The sequence below is a fragment of the Kitasatospora sp. NPDC085879 genome, assembly GCF_040686255.1.
Classification (GTDB): Bacteria; Actinomycetota; Actinomycetes; order Streptomycetales; family Streptomycetaceae; genus Kitasatospora.
The window spans coordinates 34,110-49,756 of record NZ_JBFBJZ010000024.1 but is presented as its reverse complement, the minus strand read 5'-3'; the positions used below and the strand labels follow the sequence as shown (position 1 = coordinate 49,756).

At 75.7% G+C, this 15,647-nt stretch carries 17 protein-coding genes; 9 read left to right on the top strand and 8 right to left on the bottom strand.

Going from position 1 to position 15,647, the window contains the following annotated elements:
• The first annotated feature begins 16 nt into the window (after nt 1-16).
• Nucleotides 17-508, top strand: coding sequence for an NUDIX domain-containing protein (locus AB0P35_RS19835; RefSeq protein ID WP_095876403.1), 492 nt, complete (start codon nt 17-19; stop codon nt 506-508).
• On the opposite strand, the gene AB0P35_RS19830 is transcribed toward AB0P35_RS19835, so the two are convergent.
• Together AB0P35_RS19830 and AB0P35_RS19825 are read right to left on the bottom strand one after the other, a co-directional pair.
• Nucleotides 495-1,424, bottom strand: a complete 930-nt coding sequence (locus AB0P35_RS19830; RefSeq protein ID WP_363512209.1) for an NAD-dependent epimerase/dehydratase family protein — start codon at nt 1,422-1,424, stop codon at nt 495-497. The genes AB0P35_RS19835 and AB0P35_RS19830 overlap by 14 nt on opposite strands.
• 91 nt (nt 1,425-1,515) lie before the next feature.
• Entirely contained in the window at nt 1,516-2,064 is a 549-nt protein-coding gene (locus tag AB0P35_RS19825) for a PTS fructose transporter subunit IIA (protein WP_363512207.1), read from the bottom strand.
• Between the two features lie 234 nt (nt 2,065-2,298).
• On the opposite strand from AB0P35_RS19825, the gene AB0P35_RS19820 reads away from it, so the two are divergent.
• From AB0P35_RS19820 to AB0P35_RS19805, 4 genes are all read left to right on the top strand, one after another.
• Nucleotides 2,299-2,535: a DUF397 domain-containing protein gene (locus AB0P35_RS19820; protein WP_363512205.1), complete on the top strand. Its 237-nt coding sequence runs from the start codon at nt 2,299-2,301 to the stop codon at nt 2,533-2,535.
• 713 nt (nt 2,536-3,248) lie between these two features.
• Nucleotides 3,249-3,743 carry a hypothetical protein gene (locus AB0P35_RS19815; RefSeq protein ID WP_095876399.1) on the top strand — a complete coding sequence of 165 codons (495 nt, stop codon included), beginning with the start codon at nt 3,249-3,251 and terminating at the stop codon, nt 3,741-3,743.
• Nucleotides 3,744-3,800: 57 nt separating this feature from the next.
• Complete coding sequence (locus AB0P35_RS19810; protein WP_363512313.1) at nt 3,801-3,884, top strand: putative leader peptide; 84 nt, start codon at nt 3,801-3,803, stop codon at nt 3,882-3,884.
• Nucleotides 3,885-4,032: 148 nt separating this feature from the next.
• Nucleotides 4,033-5,220, top strand: coding sequence for an acyl-CoA dehydrogenase family protein (locus tag AB0P35_RS19805; protein ID WP_363512203.1), 1,188 nt, complete (start codon nt 4,033-4,035; stop codon nt 5,218-5,220).
• 47 nt (nt 5,221-5,267) lie between these two features.
• Here the strand turns inward: AB0P35_RS19805 and AB0P35_RS19800 are convergent, their stop codons facing one another.
• Nucleotides 5,268-6,434 (bottom strand): aminoglycoside phosphotransferase family protein, encoded by a 1,167-nt coding sequence (locus AB0P35_RS19800; RefSeq protein ID WP_257019422.1) that lies wholly within the window; start codon nt 6,432-6,434, stop codon nt 5,268-5,270.
• A 455-nt stretch (nt 6,435-6,889) separates the two neighbouring features.
• On the opposite strand from AB0P35_RS19800, the gene AB0P35_RS19795 reads away from it, so the two are divergent.
• A complete protein-coding gene (locus tag AB0P35_RS19795) occupies nt 6,890-8,362 on the top strand; it encodes a hypothetical protein (RefSeq protein WP_363512201.1) in 1,473 nt (490 codons plus the stop codon).
• A gap of 33 nt (nt 8,363-8,395) precedes the next feature.
• On the opposite strand, the gene AB0P35_RS19790 is transcribed toward AB0P35_RS19795, so the two are convergent.
• Complete coding sequence (locus AB0P35_RS19790) at nt 8,396-8,755, bottom strand: PAS domain-containing protein (protein ID WP_095876396.1); 360 nt, start codon at nt 8,753-8,755, stop codon at nt 8,396-8,398.
• Nucleotides 8,756-9,073: 318 nt separating this feature from the next.
• Here AB0P35_RS19790 and AB0P35_RS19785 point away from each other — a divergent pair, with 318 nt between their 5' ends.
• Together AB0P35_RS19785 and AB0P35_RS19780 are read left to right on the top strand one after the other, a co-directional pair.
• Nucleotides 9,074-10,531 carry a HEAT repeat domain-containing protein gene (locus tag AB0P35_RS19785; protein WP_363512199.1) on the top strand — a complete coding sequence of 486 codons (1,458 nt, stop codon included), beginning with the start codon at nt 9,074-9,076 and terminating at the stop codon, nt 10,529-10,531.
• A gap of 109 nt (nt 10,532-10,640) precedes the next feature.
• The gene (locus AB0P35_RS19780; RefSeq protein ID WP_363512197.1) at nt 10,641-11,375 is read left to right on the top strand and encodes a DUF1775 domain-containing protein; all 735 of its coding nucleotides are present in this window, start codon (nt 10,641-10,643) and stop codon (nt 11,373-11,375) included.
• Nucleotides 11,376-11,397: 22 nt separating this feature from the next.
• Here AB0P35_RS19780 and AB0P35_RS19775 read toward each other — a convergent pair whose 3' ends face one another.
• Nucleotides 11,398-12,240 carry an undecaprenyl-diphosphate phosphatase gene (locus tag AB0P35_RS19775; protein WP_095877224.1) on the bottom strand — a complete coding sequence of 281 codons (843 nt, stop codon included), beginning with the start codon at nt 12,238-12,240 and terminating at the stop codon, nt 11,398-11,400.
• A gap of 331 nt (nt 12,241-12,571) precedes the next feature.
• Between AB0P35_RS19775 and AB0P35_RS19770 the strand changes: the two genes are divergently transcribed.
• Nucleotides 12,572-13,336, top strand: coding sequence for an SDR family NAD(P)-dependent oxidoreductase (locus AB0P35_RS19770; RefSeq protein WP_363512195.1), 765 nt, complete (start codon nt 12,572-12,574; stop codon nt 13,334-13,336).
• A gap of 18 nt (nt 13,337-13,354) precedes the next feature.
• On the opposite strand, the gene AB0P35_RS19765 is transcribed toward AB0P35_RS19770, so the two are convergent.
• Genes AB0P35_RS19765 through AB0P35_RS19755 form a run of 3 tightly spaced genes read right to left on the bottom strand, consistent with a single transcriptional unit; the run spans nt 13,355 to nt 15,610 of the window.
• Complete coding sequence (locus tag AB0P35_RS19765; RefSeq protein WP_363512193.1) at nt 13,355-14,200, bottom strand: biotin-dependent carboxyltransferase family protein; 846 nt, start codon at nt 14,198-14,200, stop codon at nt 13,355-13,357.
• A complete protein-coding gene (gene pxpB / locus AB0P35_RS19760; RefSeq protein ID WP_363512191.1) occupies nt 14,193-14,834 on the bottom strand; it encodes a 5-oxoprolinase subunit PxpB in 642 nt (213 codons plus the stop codon). Before pxpB ends, AB0P35_RS19765 begins: the two co-directional genes overlap by 8 nt.
• The gene (locus tag AB0P35_RS19755; RefSeq protein WP_257019421.1) at nt 14,834-15,610 is read right to left on the bottom strand and encodes a 5-oxoprolinase subunit PxpA; all 777 of its coding nucleotides are present in this window, start codon (nt 15,608-15,610) and stop codon (nt 14,834-14,836) included. Before AB0P35_RS19755 ends, pxpB begins: the two co-directional genes overlap by 1 nt.
• Nucleotides 15,611-15,647 lie beyond the last annotated feature (37 nt).

The window sequence follows — 15,647 nt, the reverse complement described above, 5'->3', positions numbered from 1 at the left end:
AGGTTAGGGTCGGTCCATGGCCATCCCGACCTTCCTCGCCGAACTCCGTGCCCTCGTCGGCACCCGCCCGCTCTGGCTCTCCGGCGTCGCCGCCGTGATCACCGACGACCGCGGCCGCGTCCTGCTCAACCGCCGCAGCGACAACGGCAGGTGGGCGCTGATCGGCGGCATCCTCGACCCCGGGGAGCAGCCCGCCGAGGGCCTCGCCCGGGAGGTGCTGGAGGAGACCGGGGTCAGCGTCGAGCCCGAGCGGCTGACCTCGGTGACCGTCTCCCCGCTGCTGGAGTACCCGAACGGCGACCGCGCCCAGTACCTCGACCTCACCTTCCGCTGCCGGCTGCTGGCCGGCGAGCCGCGGGTGAACGACGACGAGTCGCTGGAGGTCGGCTGGTTCGCGCCGGACGCGCTGCCGCCGCTGGACGGCTACGCCCGGCACCGGCTGGACCTCGCCCTCGCCGGCGCCGAGCACACCGTCTTCTCCTTCGAACCGGACGTCAGCGGGAGCTGAACCACTCCGCGGTGCGCTCCAGGCCCTCCCGGAGCGGCACCGGCCGGACGTCCGGGAACAGCTCGCGCAGCCGCCCGTTGTCGGCCTGCGAGTCCCGGACGTCCCCCGCCCTCGGCTCGGTGTGCGCCGTCTCCAGCGGCCGGCCGAGCACCGAGCCCAGCTCGCCGACCAGTTCCAGCAGCGTGGTGCGGGTGCCGAACGCGAGGTTCACCGGGTCCGGGTGGACCACCCGGCGCAGCACCGCCTCGGTCAGCACCTGGGCCACCGTGCCCACATAGGTGAAGTCCCGGCTCTGCCCGCCGTCGCCGTGCACCGTGAGCGGCCGGCCGGCCAGCGCCGCGTCCAGGAAGGCCGGCACCACCGCCGCGTAGGCGTGCCCGGCGGGCTGCAGCGGACCGAAGACGTTGAAGAACCGCAGCGGCAGCACACCCAGGCCGTAGCAGTGGTGGTAGGCGGCGAGGTACGCCTCAGTGGCCAGCTTGCTCACCGCGTACGGGCTCATCGGGGCGGTGCGCATGGTCTCGCGCTTGGGCAGCTCCCGGTTGGCGCCGTACACCGAGGAGGAGGACGCCGCCGCCACGTACAGGCCGCCGGCGCGGCGGGCCGCCTCCAGCACCTCCAGCGTGCCGGTGGCGTTGGCGTGGTGGCTGGCCAGCGGGTCCGCCACCGAACGGGGCACCGAGGGCAGGGCGGCCAGGTGCACCACCGCGTCGGCGCCCGCGAAGGCCTCGTCCAGCAGCGCCGCGTCGAGGATCGTGCCCTGGTGCAGGGCGACGCCCAGGCCGTCCAGGTTGGCCTTGTCGCCGGTGGACAGGTCGTCCACCACCCGGACCTCCTCGACTTCCGGACGGGCCAGCAGGGCCCGGGCCAGGTTGGCGCCGATGAAGCCGGCTCCGCCGGTGACGACCACGCGCATGCTGGGACTCCCCCCGTTCGGCCGGAGCCTCTCCCCGCCCCGCGCTCCCGGCCGATGCTAGCGGCGCGCCCACCGCCCGGAGGGCGTTCCGTCACAGATGGGGCCGACCGGTCTTGTGCTGTCGGTACGTCTCCTCGGCCGCGTCCAGGACGGCCGAGAGGTCGCCGCCCGCCGTCGCGGTGACCACGGCCGCCACCGCACCCTCCACGAACGGCGCGTCGGCGAACCGCACCGGGAAGGGCAGCCCGTGCTCGTCCGCGTCGGCCAGCAGCGCCAGCACCGTGGAGACCGCGCTGCCCAGGTCGGAGAGGACCGCCACGCCGTGCCCCTGGTCCACCCGCCGGGCCGCCGCCGCCACCAGGACGGCACTGGTGCCCAGATCGTCGTCCCCGGTGCCGCCGGTCGCCGCCACCGGGGACGGGTCCTCGGTGCCGGTCATCGCCAGTGCCAGCCGGCGCACCGCCAGCGCCAGCTCCTGGCTGTGCGACACCAGCACCACCCCGACCCGGCCGTGCCCGGTCGGCCGGGCCGGCCTGGGCACCGGCGCCGGCCGGGTCGCGGTCGCCGTCCCGGCGGACGGGGCTGACGGGGCGTCGGAGATCGGGATGACATCGGCGTGCGTGCCGGCCCGGCGGTCCATCGGCGGCTCCCTGGAGGCTGCGGCGATCGGAAAGGCTGCAGGAGGCGGAAGGTCGTGCGGGCACCACTCTCGCAGCCCGCCGCCGCGGGACGGGCCAATGGCGGCCGTGTCTACCACAGCCGCTCCGCGTCCGGGGGCGATCCGCCGCATCCGGCACCCTCCGGGCGAAGTCGCCCCGACGGCCGACGGCCGCTGGCTACGCTGGAGCCCGGACGACAGCGGGAGGAACAGGGCATGGCGACCGACACGGCGACCGGCACGGAGCGCGCCCCCAAGCCGAGACTCGACCTCGACGGGGCGAAGTGGCTGTCCAGCAGCCAGGGGGTCGGGGACGTCCAGATCGCCTTCGTCGACGGCTTCATCGCGATGCGGGACGGACGCAGTCCGGACGGACCCGCGCTGATCTTCACCCCGGCGGAGTGGCGGGCCTTCGTGCTCGGGGCCCGGGACGGCGAGTTCGACCTCACCTGAGGCGGCGCCCGGCAGACCTCCGGCTGAACCCCCGGTGACGGCGCGGAGGTCACAAATGAATTCTGATGGTCTGAAACTCGTTGACTGCTGGACAAGCGGCGGCCCACAGTATGGAGCAGGCAGACGCCGTGCCGACCGCCCCCACGCGGTCGTGCACGGCGCCCGCTGTGCTGCCCGTCACCGGCGCCGGCGACGAGCTCCTCCCGAGGTGTCCCCACACGCACCGAAGTGCGTCGGCTGAACCGGCCCCGTGAAGGGCAGGCCGTCGCGGGGAGGAAGGGCACCACGCCGAGAGCTACTCAGCTCGGTACCCGATGTCCGGGTCATCCGCACGCCCCCACGCGGCGGTGCCCCGGACAGGTCCGCGAGTGCGACGGGCCGGGGCCCCGCGAACCTGGCTTGTGGAGTTGTCGTTACTGCTCCGCCCCCGGCCGGGACCCTTGCGGGCCACGGACCGGCGACGGTGGATCAGGTCTGTTCGCACGACGACGTGCTGAGCGAGGGAAGCGTGGCATGGCACGCCTGAACAAGCCGCCCCCCGGTGGGACGAACCCACAGCGGCTGTCGTGCTGAACCGAACGTAGCCCGGACGGTTGCTCAGAGTCAACATTGGTCTCTGAGCGTCGATGCCCGGCCGGTCACCGCCGTGCGCCCGCGTGCGCCGGTGGCACCCGCGCGCGGGCCCGGGGGCCCGCGACCCGTACGATGGTGTCATGTCATTCCTCCGCCGTCGCTCCGGCTCTCCCGCAGGTCCGGACTTCGACGTGCTCGCGATGGACCCGGGCGACTGGCCCGGCCACTTCGGGGCCATGACGATGAACGCCCAGGACGGCTCGTGCCAGGGGATCTTCCTGCGCTACGACCTCTTCGGGGGCCGCGGCCCCGCCATGTTCATCGGCAACCTGCCGGACGGCTCGCCGGCCCGCGAGCCCGAGGATGGCGTGCCCTTCGAGATCCGGCAGCTGCTCGCCGCCCTCGAGAACGAGGAGCAGGTCGACTTCGTCTCCGCCGAGGACTTCCCCGTGATGCTCGGCGACGACCTGCTGATCGTGAAGAAGGTCAAGGTCAGCGAGGAGCGGGTGTTCTGCTCCCAGTTCGGCCGCAGCGACGGCGTGCTGGTCACCATCGCCTCCTGGGACCGCCCCATCGCGGACGACCTCTACCAGCTGCTCAAGCCGCTTCCCGCGGAGATGTTCCAGCAGGGCTGAACCGACCGGTACGGACGCGCTTGACGGTTTCGATCAACGCTTCGTACAGTCACCGGCATGTCGTGCCGCCTCCCGCTGCTCACCCGCCGCCGGCACCTGGACCTGCGGCGCACCGCGGGCGGGACCTGTCCGGGCAGATGACCGGGGCCCCAGGCCCCTCTCGACCCCGCGGCACCGGGCCGCCCCAGGCCGCCCGCACCCCCGGACCGCCGGCCGCAGCACCCGCCGACGGACCGCACCCGTGCCGCCCGCCGCCCGCGTCCCCGCCGCCAGCCCGGAGGCACCTGCCATGACACCTGCAGCCACCCCGGTCGACGAGCGCGCCGCCGTCACCGAGGCCCTCGCCCGCCTGCCCCGCGTCGCCGACCTGCTCGCCGCCCGCGCGGAGGAGCACGACCGCGACGGAACCTTCCCCTACCAGGGCGTCGAGGCCGTGCACGAGGCCGGCCTGCTCACCCTCACTGTCGCCCGCCGGCACGGCGGCGCCGGAGCCGGCCTCGCCGACACCGTCCGCGCACTCGTCGAACTCGGCCGCGGCGACGCCTCCGTCGCCGTGCTCGCCGCGCACACCCTGCTGCTCCACGCCGAACAGGCCAGGACCGGACTCTGGCCGGCCGCCGCCTACCGCAGGGTGCTCACCGAGTCCCGCCGCGGCCCCGCGCTGCTCGGCACCCTGCGCAGCGAACCCGCCGGCCCGCCCGCCACGGTGGCCCACTGGGACGGCGAGGGCTGGGAGTTGACGGGCCGTAAGAGCGACTGCAGCGGCGCCGAGGCGCTCGCCTGGATGGCCGTGCCCGCCCGCACCGACGAGGCCGTCCCCCGGGTCGGCCTCTTCCTCGTCCGCGGTGACAGCCCGGGCCTGGAGATCGACCCGGTCTGGGACCAGCTCGGCCTGCGCGCCAGCGCCGGCCACGACGTCGTCCTCGACAAGGTCAGGGTCGCCCCCGAACTCGCCGTCCGGCTCACCCCGCCCGGCCGGGAGACCCCCGAGCAGCGGGCCGCCGCCGACACCGCCCGGGCCTGGCACGACCTCGCGCTCGCCGCCGTCCACCTCGGCACCGCCCGCGCCGCCCAGGACTGGCTGGTCCGCTTCCTGGGCCAGCGCACCCCGGCCAACCTCACCGAACCGCTCGCCACCCTGCCGCGCTACCGCACCGCGCTCGGCGAGATCGAGGCCGGACTGATCGGCGCCGAGGAGGTGCTCGGCGCGGTCGCCGCCGCCGTGGACCGCGGCGAGAGCGGCGCCGCCGGCGCCCGCAGCGCCGCCGCCCAGCTGCTCGCCGGCCGGGCCGCCGCCGCGGCCGTCCAGCAGGCCGTCGCCCTCAGCGGAACCCCCGGACTCAGCCGCCGCCACCCCCTGGAGCGCTTCCTGCGCGACATCCTCAGCAGCCGGATGCACTTCCCGCCGGACGAGACCGTCCTGGACGTCATCGCCGGGACGGCCCTGGAACGCGGCGGTCCGCGCCGCGCCGGGTAGCCCGGAGCAGCTCCGGACCCCCGGCCCCGACGCGGACCGCGCCCCGCTCAGCGGGTGCCGACCGCCGCACGCACCGCCCGGCGGGCCAGCGCCGCGTCGTCGTACAGCCGGCGGATCATGATGCGCTGCTCCTCGCCCGCCCCCGGGACGTCGTGCAGCCGGATCTCCCGCATCAGCACCAGGACGAGGTTCACCAGGAAGGCGTCCCGGGCCAGCGTGCCGCCGGACTGCGCGAGTTGGCTGATCTGCCGGCGCGCCGCGGTGTCCCCGGAGAGCACGCTCCACAGCACCGCCAGGTCGTAGCCCGGCAGGTACCAGCCGGCCTCCTCCCAGTCGAGCAGCACCGGCCCGGACGGCGCGAGCAGCAGGTTGCCGAGCAGCGCGTCGCCGTGGCACAGCTGCCAGCCGGTGTTCGCGAGGCCGTGCAGCAGCCCTCGCAGGTCGCCGGCGTCCCGGTCGGTGAGCTGGCCCACCGAGTGGTAGCGGGCGATCTCCAGCGAGTAGTCCAGCGGCTTGCCGAACACGTCCGTCGGCGGGCGCCACAGGTTCAGCGTGCGGACGGCGCCGAGCACCGCGCGGACCTCGCCCGGGGTCGGGGGGTTCACCGGGTGCCGCTCGCGGGCCGCCGGACGGCCCGGCACCCGCTCCAGCACCAGCACGCAGCGGTCGTGGTCGGCCGCCACCAGCCGAGGCAGCCGCACCGGCGGGCGGTGCCGGACGAACGCCCGGTAGACCGCCACCTCGTGGTGGAAGCGCTCGACCAGTTGCTCGTCCCGGGCCGCCTGCGGCGCCAGGCACTTGGCGACCACCGGGGCCCGGCCGATGGTGCCGGCGATCAGGATGTGCCGGCTGCCCTCCCGCAGCACCTGCCGGGGGAGGAAGGCGGGACATATCCGCGAGACGGCGGCCAGCGCGGCCTTCACGGCGGGCGTCTGCAGGGAGGCCGGGTCGACCCGGTCGACGAAGCCGTCGCCGGTGCGGGTGGTCAGCAGCCGGCCCGGAACGGGCCGGACGGGGACCTCGGACCGGCCGGCGAGCGCGGTACGGGCCAGGGCGGTGCGGGGGTCGCGCAGCTCGGTGCCCCTCGGCGCGGGCCGGCCGCCGGCCGCGGTCGGGGGCCGCAGTGCGGGGCGGCCCTGCCCCGGGAGGTGGCGCGCCATGCCCTGTTCGGGGGCGGGTGCCGGGCGGGTGCCGGTGCTGGCTGTGGAGTACATGGGCTGGTGAGGGTCCCTTCCTGGCCGACTGCTGTGCCGTCTTCGCCCCGTCGGGCCGGGGGCCTTGCGATGCCCCTGGCCCGACCGGCGGCCCGGGTGGAGTGCGGGCGTCGGGCGCGGTGCCGGCCGGCCTCCTCCGCACCCTGGGGAATGCGGTGTCCGCCTGCCGCGCCGTGCCCGACGCCCCCGCGCCACCCGGCCGCGCCACCCCCTCCGGAGGTGCCGGAGGCGTCCGCCCGGAGCCGTTCGGACGGGCCTCTGACGGTCCGTCGGGCCGGAACCGTGGACGTTCCGGCCGCCTCCCGGCTCCGAAGTCGGGGTGGCGCAGTCCTACCTGACACCCCGTCGGCACTGGCACACCATGTGGCGTGCCCTGGCGAACCCTGGCGAATGGTCGCGTGGCATGTGACAGAGCCACTACTGTCGAAATCAGCCGAGGAACCTGGGGGCTTCACGTGAGCAAGGGGCCGAACGCCAGACTCGCCGACCTGTTCGCCCTGACCGGATGGTCCAAGGGCGAGCTGGCCAGGCTGGTCAACCGGCGCGGTGCGGCGATGGGGCAGCAGCAGCTCTCCACCGACACCTCGCGGGTGCGGCGCTGGATCGAGCAGGGGGAGATCCCCCGCGATCCGGTGCCGCGGGTGCTCGCCGCCGTGTTCACGGAGCGGCTCGGACGTGTCGTCACCACAGAGGACCTCGGTCTGGAGCGACACCGGCCCACCAGGGCGGGCACCCCCACGGAGACGGCGGCGGTCGTGCCCTGGCAGCCGGATCGGACAGCGGCGGTCCTCACCGAGTTCACGGGAATGGACCTCATGCTGAACCGACGCGGTCTGGTCGGTGCGGGCGCGGCGCTCGCCGCCGGCACCGTCATCGCCGACAACCTCCACGACTGGCTCACCGGCGACGGTGTCGCCCACGCCGCCGAACGGCCGGGCCCACGCCACGTGCTGACCCAGGGCGGTCCGCAACCCGTCGTGGACGCGTACGACGCCGGCCCGGTCGGCAACGACGAGGTGACCGCCCTGGAGCGGTCCGTGGAGGTCTTCCGCGCCTGGGACGCCTCCCGCGGCGGCGGCCTCCAGCGCAAGGCCGTGGTCGGCCAACTGAACGAGGTCGGCGACATCCTGACGCATCGACACACCCCGGCTGTCGAACGGCGGTTGTGGACGGTCGCGGCCAACCTGGCGGTGCTGGCCGGGTGGATGTCCCACGACGTCGGCCTGGAGCCCACCGCGCAGAAGTACTTCGTGATCGCCGCGCAGGCCGCCAAGGAGGCCGACGACCGGCCCCGCGCCGGCGAGGCGATCTCCCGGGCCGCCCGCCAGATGCTCCACCTCGGCCGCGCCGACGACGCCCTGGAGCTCATGCAGCTCGCCCAGGCCAGCGCCGGCGACCGGGCCCAGCCGCGCACCCGGGCCATGCTGCACACCGTCGAGGCGTGGGCGCAGGCCTCGCTCGGCCGCTCCGACGCGACCCGGCGGGTGCTGGGGGAGGCCGAGGACCTCTTCGTGCAGGACGCCGACGAGGCGCCGCCGAGCTGGATGCAGCTCTTCAACGAGGCCGAGCTGCACGGCATGCAGGCGCTGGTCTACCGCACCCTGGCCGAGCACGACCCGGGTGCCGTCCGGCTCGCCGAGCAGCACGCCCGCCGGGCGATCGACCTGCGGCCGGCCGGCCGGGAGCGGTCCGCCCTGCTCGACCAGATCACCCTGGCCTCGGTCTACTGGATCTCCGGCGAGCCGGACGAGGCCTGCCTGCAGGCCAAGCTGGCGATGAACGCGATCAACCAGACGTCCTCGCTGCGGACCTGGGACCGGCTGCGCGAGATGTACCGGCTGGCCGGGCGCTACCAGGGCCTGCCGGAGGTCGCCGAGCTGCGCGATGAGATCGACGCGGTGATGCCCCAGCGCCGCCGGCAGGTCTAGAGCCGGCAGGGTCGGGCCGTCCGGGGCGTCCCGTCAGACCGGGCGGAGCAGCATGCGGAGGGCGGTGGCGCGGCCGTCCCCGCCGAGCAGCGGTGCGCCGGTGCAGCAGAGTGCGGTGGTGCGGCCGTCGGGCCGGCGTATTCGGACGACGGCGGATCCGGCCTGCCCGTGCACCAGGATGCGGGTGACCAGCCGGCAGAGCTGCGGGCGGTCCTCGGAGTGCAGCAGGGCGGGCAGGGCGTCCAGGGTGAGCGGGCCCAGCCGGTGGTCCCGGCCGAGCAGGCGGTAGGCGCCGTCCGACCAGTGCACGCCGTCGGTGAGCAGGTCCCACTCGGCGGCGGCGACGTCTCCCGGACGGCTCACGGCGGGTGCGTGGCCGGCGGTCAGGCTCATCGGTGCTCGCTGCGGTGTTCGTAGAGGTGAGGGTGCGGCCCGCGGAGGGCCGTCCACCGAGCCTGCCACAGCGGCGCGTCCGTTGTGGGGGATTTGCGGACATCGTCCGTGGATTTTCCGGAGGCATATGCCGGCACGCTGCGGGGCCGGGCTCGCGGGGGCGGTTCTGCGCCGCCGTTCCGTCGCCCTGTGTGCAGATAACCGCCCCAAGCGGTAGCCTTCGGTGATTCCGGCGCCCGGGCGCCTGTCCAGGACCGATCCACCCCCGGTGACGGAAAAGCCGTTGCCTCGACGACCGCCGCAACGGATGCTGACCTCATGTTCGAGCCAGTGATAGCGCCCAGTGCCAGTCTCGTCGGCCTCCTGCAGAGGGGCCGCGGCGACGGGCAACTGCATGCCCTGGCCGCCGACCGCGCCGAGGCGATCACCGCCCTCGAGTTCTGCGTCACCCACGACCCCCGTGCCGACTGGCAGGTCGAGAACCGCTCCCTCTACTACGCGCGCCTCTACATGGAGCTGGAGGCGCCGCTCACCGGCATCGAGGCCCACCTGCGCGCCCCCGAGGACGTGATCGACCAGGACGAGGCTCGCACCGGCCTCGCCCTCTCCGTCCTCGGCCACCTCGCCGCCTACGGCCGCCGCGACGCCGTCGACCTGCTGCGCGGCTACACCGCGACCGGCTGGAACTGGTCATGGGCGCTCGACGAACTCGCGCTGCGCGACGACGACCAGTCCCTGCTCTCGCTCGCCCCCGCCGTCCTCGCCCGCTTCCCGGCCGACCCGGAGGGCGACGCCGAGCTGCGCGCCGCCGTCCGCGGCGCGTACGAGCCGCGGCCCTGGCGGCTGTGGGCCGCCCACCACCCGCGGGTCGCCACCGCCGGCGAGCAGTCCCCCTTCGACCTGTGGCAGCGCCAGATGAACCGCGGCGGCGTCACCCCGGGCTGGAGCACCACCGACGTGCTCGCCTGGGCCGACCAGAGCGACCAGGCCGCCACACCCGCCGCCGCGCCGGACCGCTCACCCGAGGGCGCCGCCCGCCGCGCCGCCGCGGCAGCCCGCTGCCTGGCCGCGGTCGTCCGCCCGGAGGACCGCGACACCGTCCTGGACGCCGCCCGCAACGGCGCGCCCGGCGCCCGCACCGCCGCCCTGCGCTACCTCGTCGACCAGGGCGATCCGGCCGCGGCCGGCCTGATCGAGGCCGCCGCCGCCGACATCGACGAGCGGATCGTCACCGCTGCCCTGGAGGTGCTCGGCCGGATGCGCGGCCCCGAGGCCCTCGCGCACGCCCGCCGCTGGGCCGACCCGGCCACCGGCGGCGCCGACAGCGCGCTGGGCGAGGCCGCCGTGCAGCTCCTCGCCGACGCCGGCGAACCCGCCGACGGCCCGCTCGTGGTCGAGGCGCTGCGCCGCTGGATCTCGGTGCGCGGCACCGAGGGCGCCGGCCTGGCCACCCTGGTCGACGGTGCGGGGCGGCTGGCCGCCGTCGCAGCCGTCCCGGCCCTGCGCCACGTGTACGGGGAGACGGGCTCCTCCGAACTCCGCGGCCGCGCCGCCCGCGCGCTGGCCGCGACCGACCCGTACTTCGCCCAGGGCCCCGCGGTGGAGTGCCTCTGGGACTGCGAGGAGTCGACCCGTGAACTCGCCGCCCGCCACGTCACCACAACGGGTGATGTGCGGGTCCTGGAGCGCCTGCGCAGGCTCGCCGCCGACCCGGCGGAGGAGGCGGAAGTGCACGCCGCCGTGCGAGTACGGCTGACCGCGCGCGAGCGTCCGTAGCCGATCGAAGGTTGCGATCGGGGACAAATCGCCCGCCCCGGTGCGGCATGATGAGCGGACGCCGCACCGGCCGCCGGGCCGGCCGCCGATCCCCTGGAGCACCGCCGCCATGAACCGATCCCGTCTGCTCGCCCGTGCGGCAGTCCCGCTGGCCGCCGCGGCCGGCGTCCTGGCCCTGGCCGCGCCGGCGCTCGCCCACGTCGAGGTCGAGTCCGGCACCGCGCGGGCGCTGGCGACGAACGCGGTGGTGGCCTTCGACACCGAGGGCGAGTCGTCCAGCGCCGGGATCAAGCAGGTCAAGGTCGTGCTGCCCGCAGGGATCGCACCGTCCGACGTGTCCCTGGTCGAGGCGCCCAAGGGCTGGAGCTTCACCCCGTCCGAGGACGGCTACCAGGTGGCCGGCGCCGCGCTTGCCCCGGGGAAGAACGCCGCCTACAAGATCAAGGTGCGCCAGCTGCCGAACGAGAGGTCGGTCGCCTTCAAGACCCTGGTCACCTACTCGGACGGCCACGTCGACCGCTGGATCGAGCTGCCCCAGGGCGGCGCCGAGCCCGCGCACCCGGCGCCCGTCCTGAAGCTCGCCGCCGCCGCGCCCGGTGCCAAGCCGCTGCCCACCTCGTCGTCCGCGAGCCCCTCGGCCGCGCCGAGCCCGACGGCAACCTCCGGCGCGCCGAGCGCCGCGCCCAGTGCCGCGCCGTCCTCGGCGAGCCCGGAGGCCACCGTGCCGGTCGCCTCCGACGGCGGCTCCGGCAGCGGCACGGCCACCGTCGCGGTGGTCGCTCTGCTGGCCGCGGCGATCGTCGGCGTCCTCGTCTGGCGCCGTCGGGCGGCCCCGCGCGACTGACCGCCGAGGGGCGGCAGGTGCGCTACCCGCCGATGCCGGCGTCCGGGGCGAGCACGCCCGCGGTGACCAGTCCGATGATCACCACGCCGAGCGCCACCCGGTACACCACGAACGGCATGAAGCTGTTGTGCGAGATGTACTTCAGGAACCAGGCGATCGCCGCGTAGCCCACCGCGAAGGCGATCGCGGTGGCCAACAGGGTCGGCCCCCAGGCGGGCGCCGGACCCTCACCGATCTTGAACAGCTCCAGCGTGCCGGAGGCCAGCACCGCGGGGATCGCCAGCAGGAACGAGTAGCGGGCCGCCGCCTCCCGGCTGTAGCCCATCAGCAGGCCCGCACTGATGGTGCCGCCCGAGCGGGACACGCCCGGAATCAGCGCCAGCGACTGCGCCAGGCCGTACGCCGCCGCGTGGGGGAGCGTCAGATCGCTGATCGGGCGGGCGTTCCGGACCGCCCGCGAGCGGTCCGCCACCGCCAGGACCAGGCCGAACACGATCAGCGTCGTGCCGATGACCCGCAGGTCGCGCAGCGAGGTCTCGATGGTGTCCTGGAAGGCCGCGCCGAAGATCCCGATCGGCAGGGTGCCGACGATGACGAACCAGCCCAGCCGGGCGTTCGGGTCGCTGCGGCGCGCGGGCCTGAACAGCGAGGCCGCCCAGGCGCCGACGATGGCGGCGATGTCCTTGCGGAAGTAGATCAGCACCGCCGACTCGGTGCCCAGCTGGGTCACCGCGGTGAACGCCGCCCCGGGGTCGTCCCAGCCCGCCAGCGCCGAGAACACCCGCAGGTGCGCGCTGGAGGAGACGGGCAGGAACTCGGTGAGCCCCTGGACGAGGCCGAGCACGGCCGCGTGGAACCAGTCGATCACCGGGCACCGGCCAGGGGCGTCCGTCGAGGGCTGTGCATGGGGGCTGTCCTGTTCGTTCGTGGTGGTGCGCGGTCCGCCGAGGGCGCGACGCGGTCGGGGCGGCTGCCGGGGGCCTACTGCCGGGCCGCGCGGATCGCTGCGGCGCCCTCGGCGCAGCTGGAGAATAAGCATTCAAGATGTCCGGGACCTGTCCGCAGGGTCAAGATCCGGTGTCCCGCCGTCCCACCCGGGCCGGCCTTCCCGCACCATGACGGCATGTCAGGCCGGGTGCGCCCGCCCCGCTGCGGCATGCTGGCCCCGGGCCACCACACGGACGGGAGCGGACGGCATGAGCGGACGGCTGGCGGGCAAGGCGGCGGTGGTGACGGGCGCGGCCCGCGGGATCGGCCGCGCCACCGCGGAGCTCTTCGCCGACGAGGGCGCCCGGCTGGTCCTGACCGACATCGACGGCCCCGCGGTCGAGGCGCTCTGCACCGAACTCTCCGCCGACGGCGCCGAGGCCGTGCCGGTGACCGGCGACGTCGCCGTGCCCTCCGACGCCCGGGCGATGATCGACGCCTCGGTGCGCTCCTACGGCCGGATCGACGTCCTCGTCGCCAACGCCGGGGTGATCCCGCTGCACACCGTCGCCGAGGCCACCCCGGAGGACTGGGACGCCGTCATGGCGGTCGACGGCCGGGGCATGTTCCTCACCTGCAAGTACGCGATCGAGCAGATGGCCGCGGCCGGGGGCGGCTCGATCGTCTGCCTCTCCTCGATCTCCGGCGTCGCCGGGCAGGCGGGCCAAGCCGTGTACGGCCCGGCCAAGTTCGTCGCCACCGGGCTGACCAAGCACCTGGCCGTCGAGTGCGCCCCGCAGGGCATCCGGGTCAACGCCGTGGCCCCCGGCACCATCCGCACCGACCGCGTCAAGCAGCTCCCGGACGAGCCCGGCGGCCCCGAGTACCTGGAGGCCATCGTCCAGCAGCACCCGCTCGGCCGCCTCGGCGAACCCGAGGAGGTCGCCCGCGCGATCCTCTTCCTCGCCTCCGACGAGGCCTCCTTCGTGACCGGCGCGGTGCTGCCGGTGGACGGCGGCTACCTCGCCCGGTGACGGCCCCGCGGCCGGGCCTCAGCCACGGCGCGGGGCGAAGCGCAGCGGGGTGCCGGGCCGGGCCTGGGCCGCGGCCGCCAGGTCGGCGCGGGGGACGACACCGATCACCGGGTAGCCGCCGGTGGTGGGGTGGTCGGCCAGGAAGACCACCGGCAGGCCGTCCGGCGGTACCTGCACCGCGCCCAGCACCATGCCCTCGCTCGGCAGTTCGCCCGCCCGGGCGCGGACCAGCGGCGGGCCCTCGCTGCGCAGCGCGATCCGGTTGGACGCGGCGGCGACCCGGTACCCGGCGACCGGCGGCGGACCGGCGAACCAGGCGGCGTGCGGCCCCGGGAGCAGGTCCAGCACCAGCTCCCGCGGCGGTCCGGGCAGCGGCACGAACTCCGCCGCCGGTCCCGGAGGTGCGCTGCCGACCGGCAGCCGGTCGCCCTCCCCGAGCGGCGCGGGGCCGAGCCCGGACAGCAGGTCGGCCGAACGGCTGCCCAGCACCGGTGGCACGTCGATGCCGCCCGCGACCGCGAGGTAGCTGCGCACCCCGGCCGTCGCGGCCCCCACCTCCAGCAGCGCGCCGGCCGGCACCCGGACCGCCGCGCCCCAGGCGGCCGGCCGGCCGTCCACCCGGACGGGCGCGGGCGCCCCGGTCACCGCCACCACCACGGGTGCCGAGGGGCGGAGGGCGGTCCCGCCGAGGGTGGTCTCCAGGCCGGCCGCGTCCGGCGCGTTGCCGAGCAGGCGGTTGGCGGCCCGCAGCGCCGGTTCGTCGAGGGCGCCCGCGCGGGGCACGCCGAGGTGGGCGACGCCGCGCCGCCCGAGGTCCTGAACGGTCGTCAGCGGGCCGGGGCGCACCACCAGCAGGTCAGCCACGGGCCACCGCCTCGAACCGGACCCGGGTGCCCGGCGCCAGCAGGGCGGCGGGTTCGCGCCCGGTGTCCCACAGCCGCAGCGCGGTGTGCCCGAGCAACTGCCAACCGCCGGGGGAGGAGCGGGGATAGACCCCGGTGTACGGGCCGGCCAGCGCCACCGACCCGGTCGGGACGGAGCTGCGCGGGGTGGCCCGGCGCGGCACGTGGTACCGCTCGGGCAGGCCGGTGAGGTAGCCGAACCCGGGGGCGAAGCCGCAGAACGCGACCCGGTACTCGGGCTCGGTGTGGATGCGCATCGCGGCCTCCGGGGAGACCTCCCAGAGGTCCGCCACCTCGGCCAGGTCGGCGCCGTCGTACACCGTCGGTACGGACACCAGCGGTCCCTCGGCGGGCGGCCGTTCGGGCGGCGCCCAGCCGGCCAGCTCCCGGGCGAGGGCGGCGCGGTCGGCGACGCCGTCCAGCAGCACGGTGCACGCGGCGGGCACGATCTCGGTCACCGCGGGCAGTTCCGCGCGGCGGGCCAGCAGTTCGGCGTACAGCGAGGCGACGCGTTCGGCCGAGCCGGCCGTGACGAGCAGCGCGTCCTCGCCGACCGGGCGGACGGTCAGGGCGCCGTCGTTCCGCCGACCCTCCATCAGGTGAACGCCTCCACCCGTACACCGGCCGAGGCCAGTGCGCCGCGCACCCGCCAGGCGAGCTGGGCGGCGCCGGGGGTGTCCCCGTGGACACAGAGCGAGCGGGCGCTGACGGCCACCGTCTCGCCGCCGGCCGTGCTCACCGCGCCGTCCCGGGCCAGCCGTACGGCGCGGGTGATCACCGTCTCCGGGTCGTGCACCACGGCGCCCGGCTCGCGCCGCGGCACCAGTGTCCCGGCCCGGGTGTAGGCCCGGTCGGCGAAGGCCTCGGCGACCACCGGCAGCCCCACCCCCTCGGCCACGGCGAGGAGTTTGGAACCCGGCAGGCCCAGCACCGGCAGCGGGCCGTCGCACACGGCGCCCGCCCGCAGCACCCCGGAGACCACCGCCTCCGCCTGCTCGTCGTCGGCCACCACCCGGTTGTACAGCGCCCCGTGCGGCTTCACGTACGACACCCGGGAGCCGGCCGCCCGGGCGAAGACCTGCAAGGCGCCGATCTGGTAGGCGATTTCGTCGGCGAGCTCGTCCGGCGGCACGTCCATCGCGCGTCGCCCGAAGCCGGCGAGGTCCCGGTACGAGACCTGGGCGCCGATCCGGACTCCGCGTTCCGCGGCGAGCGCGCAGACCCGCCGCATCGTCGAGGGGTCGCCCGCGTGGAAGCCGCAGGCGACGTTGGCGCTGGTGACGACGGACAGCAGGGCCTCGTCGTCGGTCAGGGTCCACCGCCCGAAACCCTCGCCGAGGTCCGCATTGAGATCGATCACCGCGTCCGCCACGCGTTTGCCCGCCTTCCAGCAGCTCCTGGGGGTGATC